This window comes from Pseudomonas entomophila, assembly GCF_018417595.1.
Classification (GTDB): Bacteria; Pseudomonadota; Gammaproteobacteria; order Pseudomonadales; family Pseudomonadaceae; genus Aquipseudomonas; species Aquipseudomonas entomophila_C.
Genome location: NZ_CP070982.1, coordinates 3,308,592 through 3,327,011, shown reverse-complemented (window position 1 = coordinate 3,327,011; position 18,420 = coordinate 3,308,592). Strand labels below are relative to the sequence as shown.

At 64.6% G+C, this 18,420-nt stretch carries 10 protein-coding genes and 1 pseudogene; 5 read left to right on the top strand and 6 right to left on the bottom strand.

The window, feature by feature from the left end; genetic code table 11:
* Positions 1-86 precede the first annotated feature (86 nt).
* Both macA and JYG34_RS14650 read left to right on the top strand, forming a co-directional pair.
* The gene (gene macA / locus JYG34_RS14655; protein WP_213657124.1) at positions 87-1,241 is read left to right on the top strand and encodes a macrolide transporter subunit MacA; all 1,155 of its coding nucleotides are present in this window, start codon (positions 87-89) and stop codon (positions 1,239-1,241) included.
* Between the two features lie 2 nt (positions 1,242-1,243).
* Positions 1,244-3,247 (top strand): MacB family efflux pump subunit, encoded by a 2,004-nt coding sequence (locus tag JYG34_RS14650; RefSeq protein WP_213657123.1) that lies wholly within the window; start codon positions 1,244-1,246, stop codon positions 3,245-3,247.
* A gap of 165 nt (positions 3,248-3,412) precedes the next feature.
* On the opposite strand, the gene JYG34_RS14645 is transcribed toward JYG34_RS14650, so the two are convergent.
* The 5 genes and pseudogenes from JYG34_RS14645 to JYG34_RS26520 form a co-directional block, all read right to left on the bottom strand.
* Positions 3,413-4,525 (bottom strand): ABC transporter ATP-binding protein, encoded by a 1,113-nt coding sequence (locus JYG34_RS14645; protein ID WP_213657122.1) that lies wholly within the window; start codon positions 4,523-4,525, stop codon positions 3,413-3,415.
* Positions 4,526-4,544: 19 nt separating this feature from the next.
* Positions 4,545-5,354 (bottom strand): ABC transporter permease, encoded by an 810-nt coding sequence (locus JYG34_RS14640; protein WP_213657121.1) that lies wholly within the window; start codon positions 5,352-5,354, stop codon positions 4,545-4,547.
* Positions 5,355-5,360: 6 nt separating this feature from the next.
* Positions 5,361-6,278: an ABC transporter permease gene (locus JYG34_RS14635; protein WP_213657120.1), complete on the bottom strand. Its 918-nt coding sequence runs from the start codon at positions 6,276-6,278 to the stop codon at positions 5,361-5,363.
* Complete coding sequence (locus JYG34_RS14630; protein WP_213657119.1) at positions 6,275-7,300, bottom strand: ABC transporter substrate-binding protein; 1,026 nt, start codon at positions 7,298-7,300, stop codon at positions 6,275-6,277. The genes JYG34_RS14635 and JYG34_RS14630 overlap by 4 nt, the downstream gene beginning before the upstream one ends.
* A gap of 328 nt (positions 7,301-7,628) precedes the next feature.
* Positions 7,629-7,839, bottom strand: a pseudogene (locus JYG34_RS26520) (DUF2976 domain-containing protein); the annotation flags it as partial.
* 189 nt (positions 7,840-8,028) lie between these two features.
* Here JYG34_RS26520 and JYG34_RS14620 point away from each other — a divergent pair.
* Positions 8,029-16,389, top strand: a complete 8,361-nt coding sequence (locus tag JYG34_RS14620; RefSeq protein ID WP_213657118.1) for an RHS repeat-associated core domain-containing protein — start codon at positions 8,029-8,031, stop codon at positions 16,387-16,389.
* An 89-nt stretch (positions 16,390-16,478) separates the two neighbouring features.
* The gene (locus JYG34_RS14615) at positions 16,479-16,691 is read left to right on the top strand and encodes a hypothetical protein (RefSeq protein ID WP_213657117.1); all 213 of its coding nucleotides are present in this window, start codon (positions 16,479-16,481) and stop codon (positions 16,689-16,691) included.
* Between the two features lie 225 nt (positions 16,692-16,916).
* Here the strand turns inward: JYG34_RS14615 and ribBA are convergent, their stop codons facing one another.
* Positions 16,917-18,029: a bifunctional 3,4-dihydroxy-2-butanone-4-phosphate synthase/GTP cyclohydrolase II gene (gene ribBA / locus JYG34_RS14610; protein WP_213657116.1), complete on the bottom strand. Its 1,113-nt coding sequence runs from the start codon at positions 18,027-18,029 to the stop codon at positions 16,917-16,919.
* Between the two features lie 78 nt (positions 18,030-18,107).
* Between ribBA and JYG34_RS14605 the strand changes: the two genes are divergently transcribed.
* On the top strand, positions 18,108-18,401 hold the full coding sequence (locus JYG34_RS14605) for a DUF1330 domain-containing protein (protein ID WP_213657115.1): 294 nt from the start codon (positions 18,108-18,110) through the stop codon (positions 18,399-18,401).
* Positions 18,402-18,420: the final 19 nt, after the last annotated feature.

Here is an 18,420-nt window from a genome sequence, read left to right as displayed (position 1 = left end):
AGCCAGGCGAAGGATTGTCTGTGGGAGCGGCCTTGTGTCGCGAAAGGGCCGCGGCGCGGCCCCTCTCTGATCAGTAGTGGGCACTCATGGAAAAGTCGAAGTTTCGCAAGATCACGCTGGGCGCCGCGGCCGCCCTGGTCGCCGGTATCGTGCTGTACGCGGTGCAGGCGCCGGCCAAGCCGCCGCAATACATCACCGCCACGGTCGAACGCGGCGACATCGAGAACGCGGTATTGGCCACCGGTACCCTGGAAGGCATCCGCCAGGTGGATGTCGGCGCCCAGGTTTCCGGGCAGCTCAAGTCACTGAAGGTCAAGCTGGGCGACAAGGTCACCGAGGGCCAATGGCTGGCCGAGATCGACCCGCTGGTACTGCGCAACACCCTGCGCCAGGCCGAGGTGGACGCGGAGAAGCTGCAGGCCGAACGCCGCTCGACCCAAGCCAAGCTCAAGCAGGCCAAGCGGGTCTACGAGCGCTATGAAGTGCTGCAGGAGGACGAATCGATCTCGCGCCAGGATTTCGACAACGCCGAGTCGGAGTACGAGGTGCAGCAGGCCAACCTGCTGTCGCTGGACGCACAGATCAAGAGCGCCCAGGTGCAGGTCGACACGGCCAAGGTCAACCTGGGCTACACCCGCATCGTTGCGCCGATCAATGGCCATGTGGTGGGGGTCGTCACCCAGGAAGGCCAGACCGTGATCGCCAACCAGATGGCGCCGGTGCTGCTCAAGCTCGCTGACCTGGACACCATGACCATCAAGGCGCAGGTGTCCGAGGCCGACGTGATCCACATCAGCCCCGGCCAGCAGGTGTACTTCACCATCCTCGGTGACGACCAGCGTTACTACGCCAGGCTGCGCGGCACCGAGCCCGCGCCGCAGAACTACCTGGAGAGCACCGACAAGAGCAGCGGCGCGTCCCGCAAGCCCGGCGCGGTGTTCTACAACGCACTGTTCGAGGTACCCAACCCCGAGCACCGCCTGCGCATCTCGATGACCGCCCAGGTGCGCATCGTCCTCGATACGGCGCAAGGGGTGTTGACCGTGCCGGTGGCGGCGCTGGGCCCGCGCGACAAGGACGGCAGCTTCGCGGTGCGGGTGCTCGACGCCAAGGGTTTCGCCCAGGTGCGCAAGGTACAGGCCGGGATCAACAACAACGTCAAGGTGCAAGTCAAGGCGGGCCTGGACGAAGGTGACCGGGTGGTGATCGGCGAACCTGTTACCGGTGAGTCGGGGGCGTGACCATGAACATGACTGTCGAATTGTCGCCGCAGCGAACGCGGGCGGCGCAGCAGGGCCAGCCGCTGTTGCGCCTGGCGGGCGTGAGCCGGCGGTTCATGGCCGGCGACCGTGAGTTCCTGGCGCTCAAGGATATCGACCTGCAGATCCGTGCCGGCGAGCTGGTGGCGATCATCGGCGCCTCGGGCTCGGGCAAGTCGACGCTGATGAACATCCTCGGTTGCCTCGACAACGCCAGCAGCGGCAGCTACCAGGTCAATGGCCAGGAAACCCGCGACCTGGACGACGACGCCCTGGCCGCGCTGCGGCGTGACCACTTCGGTTTCATCTTCCAGCGCTATCACCTGTTGCCGCACCTGGACGCCCTGCGCAATGTGGAGATCCCCGCGGTGTATGCCGGCGTGCCCCAGGCCGGGCGCCACCAACGGGCTCGCGAACTGCTGTCGCGCCTGGGCCTGGCCGGGCACCTGGCGAACCGCCCCAGCCAGTTGTCCGGTGGCCAGCAGCAACGGGTGAGCATCTGCCGGGCGCTGATGAATGGGGGCGAGGTGATCCTCGCCGACGAGCCCACCGGGGCGCTGGACACCGCCAGCGGCAAAGAGGTCATGAACATCCTGCTGGAACTGCACGCCGCCGGGCATACGGTGATCCTGGTGACCCACGACCCCAAGGTGGCCGCCCATGCCGAGCGCATCATCGAAGTCAGCGACGGGCAGATCGTCGACGACCGGTGCACGGTGCGCGAAGCCGCGAAGCCGGTTGAAGAGGTGCAGCCGGCCAGCGAACGGGCGCCACGGCGGCTGGTGGCGAGCCTGGGGCTGTTCCGCGAGGCCTTCAAGATGGCCTGGATCGCCTTGATTTCGCACCGCATGCGCACCTTGCTGACCATGCTCGGGATCATCATCGGCATCACTTCGGTGGTGTCGATCTCGGCGATCGGCGAGGGCGCCAAGGGCTATGTGCTCAAGGATATCCAGGCGATCGGCAGCAACACCATCGACATCTACTCGGGCAAGAGTTTCGGCGACAGCCGCGCCAAGGCCATCGAGACCCTGTCGCCGGCGGACGTCACCGCGCTCAACGAACTGTACTACGTCGACAGCGCCACCCCGGTGATCGGCCAGGGCTCGCTGGTGCGCTACCGCAACATCGACGCCGACGTGCAGCTCAACGGGGTCAGCGAGCAGTACTTCCAGGTGCGCAACATCCCACTGGCCGAGGGCATCGTGTTCAGCGCCGACGACGCCCGGCGCCAGGCGCAGGTGGTGGTGATCGACCACAACACCCGCAAGCGCCTGTTCGCGCCCGGGGTCGAGGCGCTGGGGCAGGTGATTTTGGTCGGTAGCCTGCCATGCACGGTGATCGGGGTGACCGCCGAGAACAAGAACCTGTTCGTCGCCGGCAACTCGTTGAACGTGTGGATGCCCTACGAGACCGCCGCCGGGCGGGTGCTCGGCCAGCGCCACCTGGACAGCATCAGCGTGCGGATCAAGGACGGCCTGCCGAGCAAGCGGGTGGAGGAGGAAGTCAACAAGCTGATGCTGCAGCGTCATGGTACCAAGGACTTCTTCACCAACAACCTCGACAGCATCATGCAGACGGTGCAGAAGACCAGCCGCTCGCTGACCCTGCTGCTGTCGCTGATCGCGGTGATCTCGCTGGTGGTGGGGGGCATCGGGGTGATGAACATCATGCTGGTGTCGGTCACCGAGCGTACCCGCGAGATCGGCATCCGCATGGCGGTGGGGGCACGGCAGTCGGATATCCGCCAGCAGTTCCTGGTGGAGGCGGTGATGGTCTGCCTGATCGGCGGGGTGATCGGGATCGGGCTGTCGTACGGGATCGGCTACCTGTTCGCGCTGTTCGTCAAGCAGTGGGAGATGGTGTTCTCGCTGGGCTCGATCGTGACCGCGTTCGTCTGCTCGACGCTGATCGGCATCGTGTTCGGTTTCGTGCCGGCGAGGAACGCGGCGCGGCTGGACCCGATCGAGGCCTTGGCGCGGGATTGAGCGTAGACCCTGAGCGGCCTTGTGCCGCGAAAGGGCTGCGCAGCAGCCCCAGGATTTCAGCAGAGTGCAGAAAATGCCGGGGCCGCTTTGCGGCCCTTTCGCGGCACAAGGCCGCTCCTACAGGGAAAGCCGTGAGTCCCAATTGCTCCCACAGCGTGGTCTCAGCTACTGCTCGGTGTAGATGCAGGCATCGGCCACCGCCCAGCGCACCTTGACCCGGTCGCCCGGCTGCATGGGCATGCCGGCGGCGGACAACGCCTTGACCGTCAGCGCCGTTCCGCCCTGGGTCACTACGTGGCAGGTCTGGCTTTCCCCAAGGAACAAGACTTCGCCGACACGGGCGTCCACCTCGTTCCAACCACCAGGCAGTGCATCGCGTGCTGCCTGTTCAAGCGTCAACGCCAAGGCTTTCTCCGGCCGCACCATGACCTGCGCGTCCTGCCCGCTGGCCAGCCCCGGCGTCAGGCGGATCGCCACCGGCTGCTCCTCGAAACTGCCCGCGCCATTGCCGCTGGCCTTGATCCGCAGGAAGTTGGAATTGCCCAGGAACGAGGCGACGAAGGCATTGGGCGGGTTCTGGTAGAGGTCGTAGCCTGTGCCCAGCCCGACGATCCGCCCATGGCTGAAGATGGCGATGCGCTGCGACAGGCGCATCGCCTCCTCCTGGTCGTGGGTCACGTAGACGATGGTGATCCCCAGGCGCCGATGCAACTGGCGCAGCTCGTCCTGCAGGTCCTCGCGCAGCTTCTTGTCCAGCGCCCCGAGCGGTTCGTCCATCAGCAGGATGCGCGGCTCGTACACCAGCGCCCGGGCAATCGCCACGCGCTGCTGCTGGCCACCGGAGAGCTGGGCCGGGCGGCGGTGGGCGAACGGCTCCAGCTGCACCAGCTTGAGCATGGCGTCCACGCGCTTGGCGATCTCGCTGGCACTGTGCTTGCGGATGGCCAGGGGGAAGGCGATATTGTCGCGCACGTTCAGGTGCGGGAACAGCGAGTAGCGTTGGAACACCATGCCGATGCCGCGCTTGTGCGGCGGCACGTTCACCAGCGACTGGCCCTGGACCAGGATCTCGCCGCTGCTCGGGGTCTCGAAGCCGGCCAGCATCGACAGGGTGGTGGACTTGCCCGAGCCGCTGGAACCAAGGAAGGTGAGGAATTCACCGTCCTGGATGTCCAGGTCGATGTTGTCCACCGCGGCGAAGTCGCCGTAGTGCTTGTTCAGGTTGCGCAGGCTGACCAGGGGCAAGCCGCGCGCATCGTCTTTCATCACTGCACTCATTGTTGTTGTCTCCGGGCGCTCAGGCGCTGACTTCGTTGCGCCGGCGCAGGGCGGCGGCGATGACCATGATCAGTACCGACAGGCCGATCAGCAGCGTCGAGGCGACGGCGATGACCGGGGTCAGGTCCTGGCGCAGGGTGGTCCACATCTTCACGGGCAGGGTTTGCAGTTCGGGGCTGGCCATCATCACGCTGAGCACCACCTCGTCCCAGGACACCAGGAAGGCGAACAGGCCGCCGGCGATCATCCCCGGGCGGATGGCCGGGAAGGTCACCTTGACGATCGCCTGCAGGCGCGAGGCGCCGCAGATCACCGCGGCGTCCTCGATCGACTGGTCGAACAGCTTGAGCGAGTTGATGATCGAGATGATGGTGAACGGCAGGGCGACGATCACGTGGCTGACCACGAAGGCCACCAGCGTGCCGGTGTAGCCCAGCTTGAGGAACAGCGCGTACACCGCCACGGCGATGATCACCAGCGGCACGATCATGGGTAGGGTGAACAGCCCGTACAGCAGCTCGCGGCCGGGGAAGCGCCCACGCACCAGGGCGAAGGCGGTGGGCAGGCCCAGGGCCACGGCGGCGAGGGTGGTCAGCACGGCGACCTTGAGGCTGGCCAGGGCGGCGTCCATCCACTCGGGGTTGGAGAAGAACTGGCCGTACCACTTGAGCGTCCAGCCCGGTGGCGGGAACACCAGCCACTGCGAAGAGCCGAACGACAGCAGGACGATGAACAGGATCGGCAGCAGCAGGAACGCCGCGATCAACCCGGTGGTCAGGTACAGGCCCGTGCGCAGCGGGCGGCCCATGGCGTTGGGGGTCAGGAGCATGGCGGCTTACCTCGCGTTGCCGACCGGGGATTCCGGTTGCAGCTTCAGGTAGAAGTAGAAGAGCACCAGGGTGATCAGCACCAGCAACGCTGCGGCGGCGCTGGCCAGGCCCCAGTTGAGGAACGACTGCACCTGCTGGACGATGAACTCCGGCAGCATCATGTTCTGCGCGCCACCCAGCAGCGCCGGGGTCACGTAGTAACCCAGCGACATGACGAACACCATCAGCGCCCCGGAGAACAACCCCGAGCGGCACAGCGGGATGAACACCTTCCAGAAGTTGGTCCAGGGGCTGGCGCCGCAGATGGCGCCGGCCTGCAGCACCATCGGGTCGATGGCTTGCATGGTCGCCTGCAGCGGCAGGACGATGAACGGCACCATGATGTAGCTCATGCCGATCACCACACCGGTGAGGTTGTGCACCATCTCCAGCGGCGCATCGATGATGCCCAGCGCCATCAGAAATGTGTTGATCACCCCCGAGGCCTGCAGCAGCACCAGCCAGGAGTAGGTGCGCGCCAGCAGGCTGGTCCACATCGACAGCAGCACGATGTTCAGCAGCCAGCGGCCCCAGCCGCGCGGCACCAGGGTGATCGCCCAGGCCAGCGGGAAACCCAGCAGCACGCTGATCAGGGTGACCAGGCCGGCCACCGAGAAGGTGTTGAACAGCACCCGGGCATAGGCCGAGTTGGCGAACAGCTGTTGGTAGTTGCCCAGGCCCGGCACGGGCTCCAGCACCCCGCGCAGCAGCAGGCCGATCAGCGGCGCGAAGAAGAACAGCCCCAGGAACAGCAGCGCCGGCAGCAGGTTGCGGCTGCCGCGCCAGCGCTGAGCCAGCGGCTGGCGGCGCGGGGCCGCCGTGGGCGCGCCGGTGCCGCTGGGGGCCCCTTGCGCGTTGTGCAGGGCGTTGATGGCGACTTTCATTTGACCAGCCACTCATTCCAGCGGGCGGCGATGGCCTGGCCGTTCTTCGCCCAGTAGGCGAAGTCCAGGGTGACCTGGTCCGGGGCATGGGCGGTGGGCAGGTCGGGGGCCAGTTTCGGGTCCAGCTGGCTGACGCTGTCGAGGTTGACCGGGGCGTAGGCGGTGAGGTTGGCGAAGTCGGCCTGGCCCTTGGCGCTGCTGGCGTTGGCCAGGAACTTCATGGCCGCGTCCTTGTTCTTCGCGCCCTTGGGGATGACCAAAAAATCGGCCATGACCAGGTTCTGCTTCCAGCTCACCCCCACCGGCGCGCCGTCCTGTTGCAGGGCATGCACGCGGCCGTTCCAGAACTGCCCCAGCGACGCTTCGCCCGAGGCCAGCAACTGCTGCGACTGGGCGCCGCCGCCCCACCAGACGATGTCCTGCTTGATGGTGTCGAGTTTCTTGAAGGCGCGGTCCAGGTCCAGCGGGTAGAGCTTGTCGGCCGGCACGCCGTCGGCCAGCAGGGCCAGCTCCAGCACGCCGGGGCTCGGCCATTTGTACAGGGCGCGCTTGCCGGGGTAGGTCTTGGTGTCGAACAGCGCGGCCCAGTCCACTGGCTTGTTCGTGCCAAGCTTGCCTTCGTTGTAACCCAGCACGAAGGAGAAGAAGAACGAGCCGACACCGTGGTCGGAGACGAAGCGCGGGTCGATGCGCTCGCGCTGGATGGCAGTGAAGTCGAGGGGTTCGAGCAGGCCTTCGCTGGCGGCGCGCAGGGCGAAGTCGGCTTCCACGTCGACCACATCCCATTGCACGTTGCCGCTCTCGACCATGGCCTTGAGCTTGCCATAGTCGGTGGGGCCGTCCTGCATGACCTTGATGTCGGTGGCCTTGGAGAAGGGCTCGGCCCACGCCTGTTTCTGCGCGTCCTGGGTGCTGCCGCCCCAGCTGACGAAGTTCAGGCTGTCGGCCGCCTGGGTGGCCTGGCAGGCCAACGTCAGCAGGCTGGCAGCCAGCACTGCGGTTACTCGTTTGCTCAACAGCATGGTTACGCCCTCGTTGCTTTTGTTATTCGAGGCGGGCTTCTGTCGCCCGCCAAATGTGTTCGGGGAGCAGCTACAAACGGGTGATGCGTGGCCGTTTCTGAAGTGTAGGTGTGGCCGGCAGTCATCAAGGTGTACGGGATATCATATTATGGTATTCCAAACTTTTCGCAAGAGGACGGCGCGACCGGCCATCAGCGGATTGCCCGGGTATGGCGGTAAACCCTTGCAGGCGCCGGTAGCCACACCCGTGGTGCCAGCGGGTTCGAGGTGTTCGGCGTCAGCGTTGCAGCGCCTCCGAGGCCGAGCGCCGCGCGCGCGGCGCTCGATCTCAAGCGCACTGCAAGACAATCGCCAGGCACCTGGTCGTCGTCACTATGGCGCCGAAGGCGAGCGTCAGGCCGAACTGGCCTGGCCGGTATGGATCTCGAAATGGCGGGTCTAGGCGTGGTAGCAAACGCCGATGAACATCCCGGCCACGACCAGTAGAGCGATCAGCAGCACCCTGTCGTAGCCGTATTCTGGATGGTCTGGACGATGCCTCACCGCCGTCCGCAACAGGCTCGATCTTCGGCGCACGAGTGGCAGGCACGCTGCATTCAATCCGGCAATGAGTGTTTGCGCATCGCAGTTGATTGAGTGGGGGCACCTAGCATTTTTGTCAGTAGAAATTGTTGAGAGGATCCGTCAAGACTGACGCCATGGTCCTGATCAGCATGGAGCTTTGAGTCATGTCCGATAGCATTTCCAGATCCGCTAACGACAGCAACCCAACCTTCGCGGTGCCCTACCTGATCAGCAACCTACCCGACGGTAGCCTGCCCGACATGCGGGGCTTCGGCCTCGAGCGGGTGGGCAGTGCCGAGGGGGGCTGGTACAGCCTGTGCCCGATCAAGGCCGACCGCGACTTGGTTGTGGGTGAAACCATCAGCGCTTGCCGGGTGCACCGCCGTACTGGCGAGCTGACCCGTATCGACTACATCGCAAAGGCCGGGAAGCTGGGCAAGGCACAGTGGCTCGAAGACTTCGCCAAGCAAATTGCGGCGGCCGGCCAGCCCATCACCGCCGGTGGTTGGGGCGCCAGCAATGCGTTTTCCAGCGATCACAAAGAACCGCGCTTGTGGTGCCAAACCGACTATCGGGCGTTCAGCACCGCGCCGTTCGACAGCAATCTGGTCCAGGTGCTGGCCTGCGACGATGGCTTCTCGCTGGGCAGCGGCAAGACCCTGAGCCTGCAGGTGCGCGACCTTAAAACCCAGGCTCTGCACGAACAGCATCTGTTTACCGCCACGGCCGATAGCGGCTGGAGCAAGGCCCTGTGCGAGCAGGTAAACCGTGACAGCCACCTGCTGCGGGCCGGGGTCAAGGGCGCAGACTGCACGGTCACGCCGGGTGAGCGGAACAACGCGTTCTGGGGGCCGCAGTGTGCCGAGTTGTGCGTGACGATAACCGAGGTGAACTGGTGGGCCAGCCGTATGCTCGATGGCACGCAGGCGCTGCCTGACGGTGGCGTGCTGCATGCCTGGGTCTACGATACGTTCTCCCAGCGCCTGCTCGGCCACCACGCATGGACCCCGGGCAGCACCCAGCGCGCCGGCGGCAAATGGTTGAGGGCCTGGGCCGCGGCGCTGGCCACGTCGAAGGTGGCGCCTTACCTGCGCGTCGACACCACCACGGCGATGCTCGAACAGCGCGGCGACGGCCTGCGCATTTTCGCCAGGTTGCCGGGCGATGACTACGACGCCGAAGGCCCGCTGCTGGCGTCAGCCTTCGAAACGCCGGAGGATGCCGTGCTGGTGACGGTGCGTCATCCCGGTAACCAGGCGTTGTTGCACCACGCGCTGTTCAGGCCCCAGGCCTGCGCTGCGGTGCCCAGCGACGAACAAAGCTGGTTACAGGCACTGGCCCGCTTCATCGAAGCGCAGCAGTGGCCAGAGCTGTATGTCAAGGACGGCAGGCAGCTGTGGCTGTTGGGCCACGCCGAACTCGTGGTCGCGCTGGAGAATGTGGGTGATGGCGAACAGTGGGCCTCTGAGGACTATCGGCTGGAACTGCTGAGCGCCGACGAATGGCCACAGGAGAAGGCCGTTGATCCGGTGACGTTCACCGTCGAGCCCACCGGGGGCCCGACGAGGGTCACCATCAGCTCGCTCGAGGCAGAGCTGGCGTTTCGCCTGGACAAGGCGGCACGCGATAAAGGCTACCGGGTGATGGCGTGTGTGCCGAGGCAGGCAGCGGCCAGACAGCTCAGAGAGGCTTACAACAGCTATGTGGAGGCGACTGTCAAGGCAGGTTTTCCTGTCGCCTTCTCGTTCGCCGAAGCCGGTACGTTAACGGCAGTTGCCGCTGCTGCTGCCGTCGTTAAAGCCACCCCCGACTTCACCGACGATGTTGAGAATTTCGTCAGTGCCAGGAGCTTGGTCGTCATAGGCACTGGAGCCGTCCTGGGAGGCACCGAACTCGTCGATTCTGTCGTCTGTATCGCCACCGCGGCCGCCGCCGCCACCAAAACCGACAGCGACGCTACCGCCTACAAGGCCGCCTACGCCGCCGCCTACAAGGCCGCCTACAAGGCCGCCAATAAGGCCGTCGCAGTCGCCGCCGTCGCCGCCTACCAAGACGCCTACGCCGCCGCCAACAAAGCCGCCGCCGACGCCTACAAAGCCGCCGCCGACGCCTACAACGCCGCCTACAACGCCGATGCCGACGACGCCGATGCCGCCGATGCCGCCGACGCCGCCTACGCCGCCGTCGTCGCCTACCAAGACGCCTACGCCGCCGCCAACAGAGCCGCCAACAAAGCCGCCGCCGACGCCTACAACGCCGCCTACAACGCCGATGCCGACGAGGCCGCCTACGCCGCCGCCGAGGCCGCCGACGCCTACGCCGACGCCACCGCCGATGCCGCCGCCGCCGCCGTTGCCTACGCCACAGTCTCCGCCAACGACGACGCCTACGCCGCCTACGCCGCCTACGCCGCCGCCACCGCCGCCCACGCCGCCACCGCCGCCGCCGCCGCCGCCGCCGCCGCCGCCGCCGCCGCCGCCGCCGCCGCCGCCGTCGCCGCCGGCGTCGTCGCCGCCGCCGCCGCCGTTAAGCTCGTCCATGCGATTGCAGAAGTCCAAAAGGAGGCCCCTGCGGTATGGCCCGTATCGGTCACCGGCGACACCATCACCTGGCAAGGCCCGCTGACTAACCAAGAGTATGACCTCTACCTGGACTGCCCCGAGTCCGAGCGCGGCAACGACGCCCTGACCGTGGGGCATATCGGCGCCTTGCAATACAACCAGTTCTGGCACGCCCCCAAGCCTGTCCGCTTCACCCCGCCTGAATCGCTCAAGCAGAACGATGAAATCAGCTTCCTCTGCGAGGACTACGGCTACACCCACCGCTCCGAACTGTTCGACACCACGGGCCACGGCGAAGCCGGGGTGGATCCGCGCACCGGGTTGTTCCACGGCCATTACCCGGTGGCCAGCCTGCAGGGCTTGCTATGCCAGGGGCCGGCGGTCGACCTGACCCTGCACTATTCGGCGCTGCGGGCCAACGAAGCAGGGCTGGGGGATGGCTGGGCCTGGCGCTTTTCCAGTGTGGAAGTGCGCAGTCGGTTGCTGACGCTGGCCGACGGTGCCCAGTTCACGTTCACCGACGCGCAATGGACCCAGCTGGGCAAGGGCGAGGCGATCAAGTTGGCCTCCTGCGTGGTGCGCAGCAACCAGGACTACAGCGAGTTCACCCTCGACCTGCCAAGCGGGCGTCAAGAAGTCCTGAAAAAACCTGCAGCCGCGGACGGTGACGAAGAGGAGCCGAACAAGGAACTCCACGAGAAGGTCCTGAAAGCGTTGATCGCGATCAGGGATAAATCCAAGCCAGACTTTCCTACGGTGCCGGAGAACTGGCAGCAATGGGTAGCCACGATAGTCATGCCCAGACTTTATTCCTGGGCTACGAAGCTGGATTACGACGAAGCCGTTGCCAAGTGGCACGCTGATGACAACATCATCCAACTGAAAAAGCTCATTGCCGAGTACCAGCGGCCCTTCGTGCTGCTGGTGCCGTCGACGATCGAGTCGCGCGATGGCGAATCCCTGACGTTGGAATGGCTGCGCCAAGAGGGCCAGGTCATGTTGTTGGAGGTGAAGAGTGGGAATGAGCCGCTGTTCAAGGCTGAGTACACCACACCGCGGGAGAAGACTGCGCAGGTGAAAATGCAGGTTTGGCCACACAGCAAGACGGAGGGTTACGAGGTCGAGCTGGAACTCAAGGACTACCTGCTACGCACGATAGCGCGCAGCGAACGGCGAGCGGGTGTTGGCGGTAACGTTGAGCGTCACGTACTGCAACAGGTCACCTGTGACTATGCCGACGACCCATGCCTGGATCGGGTGCTGTGCGGTTTGCGTGAGCTTGACGGGTCGGTCGAGTGCGTCAAGTATCAGGTGGGCGAAACACGCCGAGACCTGCCACGGGTGGCACTGCACGCCCTGGTGCCTGGCGATGGGCAAGAGAATCAGCTGGCGACTTATTGCTACGATGGAAGTTTCCTGGATACCAAGCAGCTCGTAGTCAGCGTCGAGTACGAAAGCGGCCCGCACAGTGCCCGGCAGCAACACATGCTGGTTCACGGCAACGTCAAGCACAACGGTAGCATCAACCGTTTCGAACTGTTGCGTGGGGTGGCTTCGGCGCAAGGCCATTGGCTCAACTTCTGCACACGCAAGAACCAGCGGAAAAAGGACCGATACAGAGAGACCAAGGCCTACCGCTACACCGGCGCAGGCGATGAGTTCGCTGAACTGCTGTACGCCCTCGGAACGGGCGCCACAGGCGGTGAGATCAATGTGAAGGAGGGGGCAGCGCTGGTGCCGCACCAGGTGGATCTGCTGGAGTGGATCATCGATAAATCCCACAAGGCCGACCGCCCGAAACTGGCCGCGTGCATCACGCGTCTGTTGGCCAGCTACACGCCTGCCGAGCGTGATGCGCTGGGGCGCGCGGTGGAGTTGGCGAAGCACGTCGAGGACTTGGACGGCAACGAGCTGTACAGGCACGTTGGCGGTGAGCACACGCTGTATCGTTGTTACTACAATATGGCGGGGGACAACCCGTTCACGCTGGCCGAGCCCGGCCAGCTCGCTCAACTGAAGGGCATCAAAGGGCTTGAAAGTTTGCCGGCCCTGAGCTGCCCGGCTATCCCCCGGCATGCCTCGGCGCCCGTCATGGCGGAATACCAGTGTGACCCCTTCGGTAAACCCCAGGGCTTGCGCTTGTTCGGTTACCGCGAAGTGACGCGAGGTAGTCGCCAGCTATTGGAGTTGGCCGAGGTATTGACGGTCGAAGGGGTCAAGGGCGACATCAAGGGCAACCAACTCGACGCCAGTGCTGGCTGGGCCATGGCCGACGCCTCTGCCAAGCTGCTGTGGCGTCAACGCAGCACCAAGGCTACCGCGCCTACCCGTATGGGCGGCGCAGACAGCAAGGTCAGGAAGTGGTCGGAGCAAGATGTCCAGATCACTCACGATTTTTCCGGCCCGCTCGAATGCGTGTTCAAACTGAGCAACCACCAGGAAAGCATGGACAACCCCAACTATGACGGCATCATTGTCCTTATCAAAACCACCACCCAGGCAGGTCCCCAGGAACTGCGCAAGCAACTGCGCTCGCGCCATGCTCGGCGCCTTCTGGAGCAGGTTGAACAAGGCAAGGAGGTACACTGGCAGTACGATGCAATGGGACGGGTGACTCAACAGACGTGCTACACACTCGAGAAAGACAGCAAGGGCGTGTACCTGAGCAGGGGCGATGAGCAGAAGCCCGATGAGCAGACCTCCACCGAATATTCGGCTGACGGCAAGCTGGCAACCCATACCCACGCGAACAAGGACATCAGCCGCAGTTATCTGGACGGTGTGCAACGGGCCTGGCGGCACGAGTGGCGCAGAAACGGCACAACGCACTTCGTGCCCCTCGCGCAATACAGTCTGCAAGGGCTGGATGGGTCGAAGCTGCTGGCCAGTTGCGAATGGGACTACCTGCCGGGCGGGCAGGTCGTGGTGGACATGACCCCGGCGCCGTCGGCCGTAGGGCCGCAAGCGTGGGTCAATGAGCAAGGAGGCCTGGATCGGCAAGCCATGCGCAGCCTGCTGCAAACCCAGCAAAGTGAGCAGGCGGACAGCGCAGAAGGCGCGGCGGCCGATGCCTCGGTGTTCGAGCCGTTTGCGACGCAGGACATTTCGAGCCAGTACAGCATCGAAGAAGGCCTCGACGAACAACGCCTTTACCAACGGACGATCAATTACCACTACCGCAAGGATGGTACCTTCGAGCAGGTGGAGGATCTGGTCGATGGTGACGGTCAGGCCCGGTTGAAAGTGTGCAAACGCTTCGACAACTCAGGTGAAATGATCGGTTATGACCGTACCCTGGGCAAGCAAACCCGTTCGTATGGACTGGAGCGCGATGCCGTGGGGCGGGTGCGCAAGGTTACCCGCCCCGACAATACGAAGGTCGAGTACAGCTACCACGGGCTGAGCAACCATGCCACGGAGCTCAAAGTGGGCGACAAGGTTGTGTCGACCCAGAAGGTGGAACACGACAGCACCTTGACTTCGCGCACGGTCGGTAGCCGTGTGTACGGCTTTACAGACGACACCGTGACCCTGCCCGACAAGACCCGGCTTCGCGTCGTTCGAAATGCCGAGGGCCAGACCTTCAAGGCGAACGAACAGACCCTCGCCAGCTTCACCCAGAACAACGGCACGCAGACCCAGGCATCCCACGCCAGCGATGACCCGATGAAGCGGGGCTGGGAGCAGGTTGTGGGTAGCACCCGCCTGCCGGGCCGGCAATCGGTCGAGCAAACCTCACCACGCGCCAAGCGCCAAGGTTATCGCTGGCTTAGCCTGCGTGGCCGGCCGCTGGCCTCGCTGCGCGCTGACGGCCACTGGCAGCGGGTGTTCAACGACGCGCAGGGCCGTGTGCTGCGTACCTGCCAAGACCACGAGGAGGTCGTGTACCGCTACGACGCACTGGGCCGTCTGCAGTCACGCCAAGCCCAGGCTCTCAAGGTCGGTGGCACGTGGCAGGTGCTCAGTGAGCATGACGGCTTTGGTCAGGAAGTCACCCGGCGTTTCCTGTACAACGGCAGCGAGTGCTTCAAGCAGTGCCTGAAGTGGCAAGGCGACGGCCGCCTGGCCAGCAAGACGAGTTACCAGAAAGGTCAGCAGATACGCGTCGAAAGCTTTGCCTACGATACGCTCGACCGTCTGCAGCGGTATGAGTGCGAGGCGACCGCAGCCGAGCATTGCCCACGGGATGCACAGGGTAGGGCGGTCAAGGTTCAGGAATATAGCTGGGACGCCCTGAGCAACCTGACCCGCTGCATCACCACCGGCTTCGATGACCAGGTGCGGACCGAGGAACTGACCTATGGGACTGCCAGCGATCCAACCCGGCTGACCGAGATCAGTGACGGCAAGGACCCATGCCCATTGGCCTGGAACACCAACGGTTACCTGACCGAGATCGTTGGGCAACAGCGCTACGGCTATAACGCTGCCGGCCAGACCGAGAAGGTGTTCGACAGCACCGGCAATCTACTGACCCGCTACGAGTACGATGGCAGCCAGCGCCTGGCGGCGCAGTACCTCAAGTGCGACGGAAGCACCCGTGAGCTGCGCTACGACGGCGAAGAACTGATCGGCGAGATCCACTATGACAAGGGCAACAAGGTCAGCAGCACCATCAGCCTGTCCAGCGGGCTGGCCCAGTACGAGGGCAACGAGGTGCGCTGGCTGATCGACGACCCGCAGGTGGGGGTTGCCGGGCAAGTCAAGGCCGGCGCCCTGGAACTGGCACCGCTGCTACCGTTTGGCGAGGGCGCGGGGCTGGAGGGGCTGGTCAGTGGCTACAACGGCATGCGCCGCGACCCCGTGACCGGGCACTATCACGCCGGAAGCTACCGCACGTATCACCCGCCGCTGCGCCGTTATGCCCAGCCGGACTGGCTCAGCCCGCACGGTGAGGGCGGGTTAAATGACTACCAGCACTGCCCGGACCCGGTTAACCAGCACGACCCCAGTGGCGGGATCATGCTTAGCCGCTGGGGGCAGCATCACCAGTTGGAAGCTTACGACAAGGCGCTTCAGGACACCGAGAAGATGAAGGTCGGTAGTGATTATCGCGGCCTGGTGTTTTCTCTGGCGGTAGCCGCGATAGGTATCGCTCTGGCCGTAGCGACCGCAGGTCAGTCGCTGTGGTTGACAGTCAGCGTAGTTACGCTGAGCGTGGCGTCGTTCGCTTTCGAGGCGGGGGCGCTACTGGCGAGTAAATTAGGTGCCTCTGGAGTGGCCAAGGGGCTGAGTATCGCCTCGGTCGTTACAGGCGTAGCGAGCTGTTTGGGCTTTGCCGGGATCTTCAAGACGGGTCTCAAAGGGCTGCTGTATCTGGGCAAGATGGTCAAATCGGTCGGCAAGGCTCTGTGGAGCGCCGCCAAAACCGTTGGGCGCGGTGCCAAAGCCGTTTGGGGCAGGGCCAAAGCCTGGGCACAGCACGGCATCAGAAATATGCGCATGCAGAGGGCAGCACTACATGGCCCCAATGGCCTGGGTCCCGCGCCCCACTATGGTGGGCTGGGGGCGCTTAGTGGCCCTCGCAACCTCGGGGTTCTGGGGCGCTTCAAATACAATACCTTGGAACCTGCTGCGCAGTGGTTGGCGCGCCAGGGCCTGCGTGGTGCGGCGAGGCAGGGGTGGAACTACCTGAAGGCCCCCGTTGAAATCGCTGAGCAGCCTCTGCCCCGGTGGGCGAGGTCGGGATGGATTGGCAACGTTTACAGTTTCATGACCGGGTCGATTCATACAGAAGGCGCAGCGCGCGGCTTATCGTACGCCTACTACGGCCTCAACACGGCGCTTGAGGCCAATGTGCTGAAAGGGACGATCGAGACCAGCCAAAGCCTGGCTGAGTCGCAACAGGCGCCGGCCAGTGTGAGGGCGGGGAAACGTGAGCCGTCGGTCGTGCCCAAGCTTCCGTATCTGAAGACCGTAGAACACAGTTTGTTACCGGCCACCAACAGTCTGCGGTTCTGGTAGCCAGGTTCCGGGCGCCGGCAGCAGGTTTTCCGTCCCCGCGTTTGGGCACGGGGAAATTATCCACAGTCAATGAAACGAGGGTTGATGTCATGAGCGAAGCAACGCGAAAAACAGGAACACTGGTGGAATACGATGAAGTGAAGAAATGGGGTTGGATCCGGTACGATAAACACCAAGACAAGGTTTACCTGGCTCCGGGTGAAGTCGGAAGCCTGGAACTGGAGGAGGAGTGCGAGGTCACGTTCGCTATCGAGATGAATGGGTCGACACCGCATGCCGTTAGAGTGGAACTCAAGAAGTAGACCAGGCCCAGCGTGACCGCGCCTTTCGTCAGGTCGCGGCCACGCACGGGCTTCTTGATTGCCAGGCCGAACCAGCTGGCGGAGCACGGCGGCCAGCGTTCCATGTCTGGCGCAAAGTACTCCATGGAAATCTCCAAATACGCCGAGATGCCGTCGAACATTGTCGAAAAACTTCTGGGGAGAAAATAGGGTTACCCAGCCCCGCGATTGCAGACACCACAACTATCAGTTGCCCTCGAACGGAATGCTCTGCACCACTTCCAGCTCATACCCAGCCAGGCCCGCATATTTCAGCGGTGGCCCGAGGTGGCGCAGCTTGCCCACGCCCAGGTCCTGGAGAATCTGCGCGCCGGTACCGACTTGCGAATACACCTTCGACTGCCCGCGCTGGTAGGGCCGCACCGGCTGGGTGAGCTGCGGCACCCGTTCCAGCAGGGCTTGCGAAGACTCATGGTTGGCCAGGATCACCACCACCCCGGCGCCTTCCTCGGCCACCTTCTGCAACGCCGCCCACAGCGTCCAGTTGGCCGGCCCGGCATATTCGGCCCCCACCAGGTCGCGCAGCGGGTCGATCACGTGCACGCGCACCAGGGTCGGCTGTTCGCGGCGGATATCGCCCATCACCATGGCCATGTGCACGCCGCCTTCGATGCGGTCCTCGTAGGTGACCAGGCGGAAGGTGCCGTGCACGGTGGGCAGTTCGCGTTCGCCGATGCGCTTGATGGTCTGCTCGGTGCTCAGGCGATGGTGGATCAGGTCGGCGATGGTGCCGATCTTGATGCCGTGGCGGGCGGCGAACACTTCCAGGTCCGGGCGCCGGGCCATGCTGCCGTCGTCGTTGAGCACCTCGACGATGACCGACGCTGGTGTGAAGCCGGCCAGGCGTGCCAGGTCGCAGCCGGCCTCGGTGTGGCCGGCACGGCTCAGCACGCCGCCTTCGCGGGCACGCAGGGGGAAGATGTGGCCGGGCTGGACCAGGTCCTCGGGGCGGGCAGCGGGCGCCATGGCCGCAGCCACGGTGCGCGCCCGGTCGGCGGCGGAAATGCCGGTGGTGACGCCGCTGGCGGCCTCGATCGACACCGTGAAGGCGGTGCTGAACACGCTGCCATTGCTGGGCACCATCTGTTCGAGGCCCAGGCGCTGGCAGTGTTCGTCGGTCAGGGTCAGGCAGATCAGGCCCCGCGCCTCGCGGGCCATGAAGTTGATAGCCTGGGCGTCGCAGCGCTCGGCGGCGATCAGCAGGTCGCCTTCGTTTTCCCGGTCCTCGTCATCCACCAGCAGGACCATCCTGCCTTGGCGGTAGTCTGCGAGGAGTTCTTCGATGCTGTTGAAGGCCATGCTGCACGCTCACGGTGGTCGGGTAAAAATTATGGTATACCATAATACATAACTTGCCTTGCAACAGGAGCACGACGAATGAAGGCCTACTGGATCGCCCACGTGGAGGTCACCGACCCCGAGCAGTACCAGCAGTACACCCAGCGCGCGCCGGCGGCGTTCGCCGCATTTGGCGGGCGGTTCCTGGCCCGGGGTGGGCGCAGCGAGGCGATGGAAGGCGGGGCGACGCCCCAGCGCAGCGTGGTGATCGAGTTCGATTCGTATGAGCAGGCGGTGGCGTGTTATCGCTCGGAGTTGTACCAGGCGGCCTGTCGGTATCGCCAGGGTGTGGCCCAGGCGCGGGTGATCATTGTCGAGGGGGTTGCGGCCTGAGTTCAGGTATGTTGCTGGC

Coding starts and splice junctions, on each gene's coding strand:
- macA (WP_213657124.1), top strand. CDS start 87: ATGGAAAAGTCGAAGTTTCGCAAGATCACGCTGGGCGCCGCGGCCGCC.
- JYG34_RS14650 (WP_213657123.1), top strand. CDS start 1,244: ATGAACATGACTGTCGAATTGTCGCCGCAGCGAACGCGGGCGGCGCAG.
- JYG34_RS14645 (WP_213657122.1), bottom strand. CDS start 4,525: ATGAGTGCAGTGATGAAAGACGATGCGCGCGGCTTGCCCCTGGTCAGC.
- JYG34_RS14640 (WP_213657121.1), bottom strand. CDS start 5,354: ATGCTCCTGACCCCCAACGCCATGGGCCGCCCGCTGCGCACGGGCCTG.
- JYG34_RS14635 (WP_213657120.1), bottom strand. CDS start 6,278: ATGAAAGTCGCCATCAACGCCCTGCACAACGCGCAAGGGGCCCCCAGC.
- JYG34_RS14630 (WP_213657119.1), bottom strand. CDS start 7,300: ATGCTGTTGAGCAAACGAGTAACCGCAGTGCTGGCTGCCAGCCTGCTG.
- JYG34_RS14620 (WP_213657118.1), top strand. CDS start 8,029: ATGTCCGATAGCATTTCCAGATCCGCTAACGACAGCAACCCAACCTTC.
- JYG34_RS14615 (WP_213657117.1), top strand. CDS start 16,479: ATGAGCGAAGCAACGCGAAAAACAGGAACACTGGTGGAATACGATGAA.
- ribBA (WP_213657116.1), bottom strand. CDS start 18,029: ATGGCCTTCAACAGCATCGAAGAACTCCTCGCAGACTACCGCCAAGGC.
- JYG34_RS14605 (WP_213657115.1), top strand. CDS start 18,108: ATGAAGGCCTACTGGATCGCCCACGTGGAGGTCACCGACCCCGAGCAG.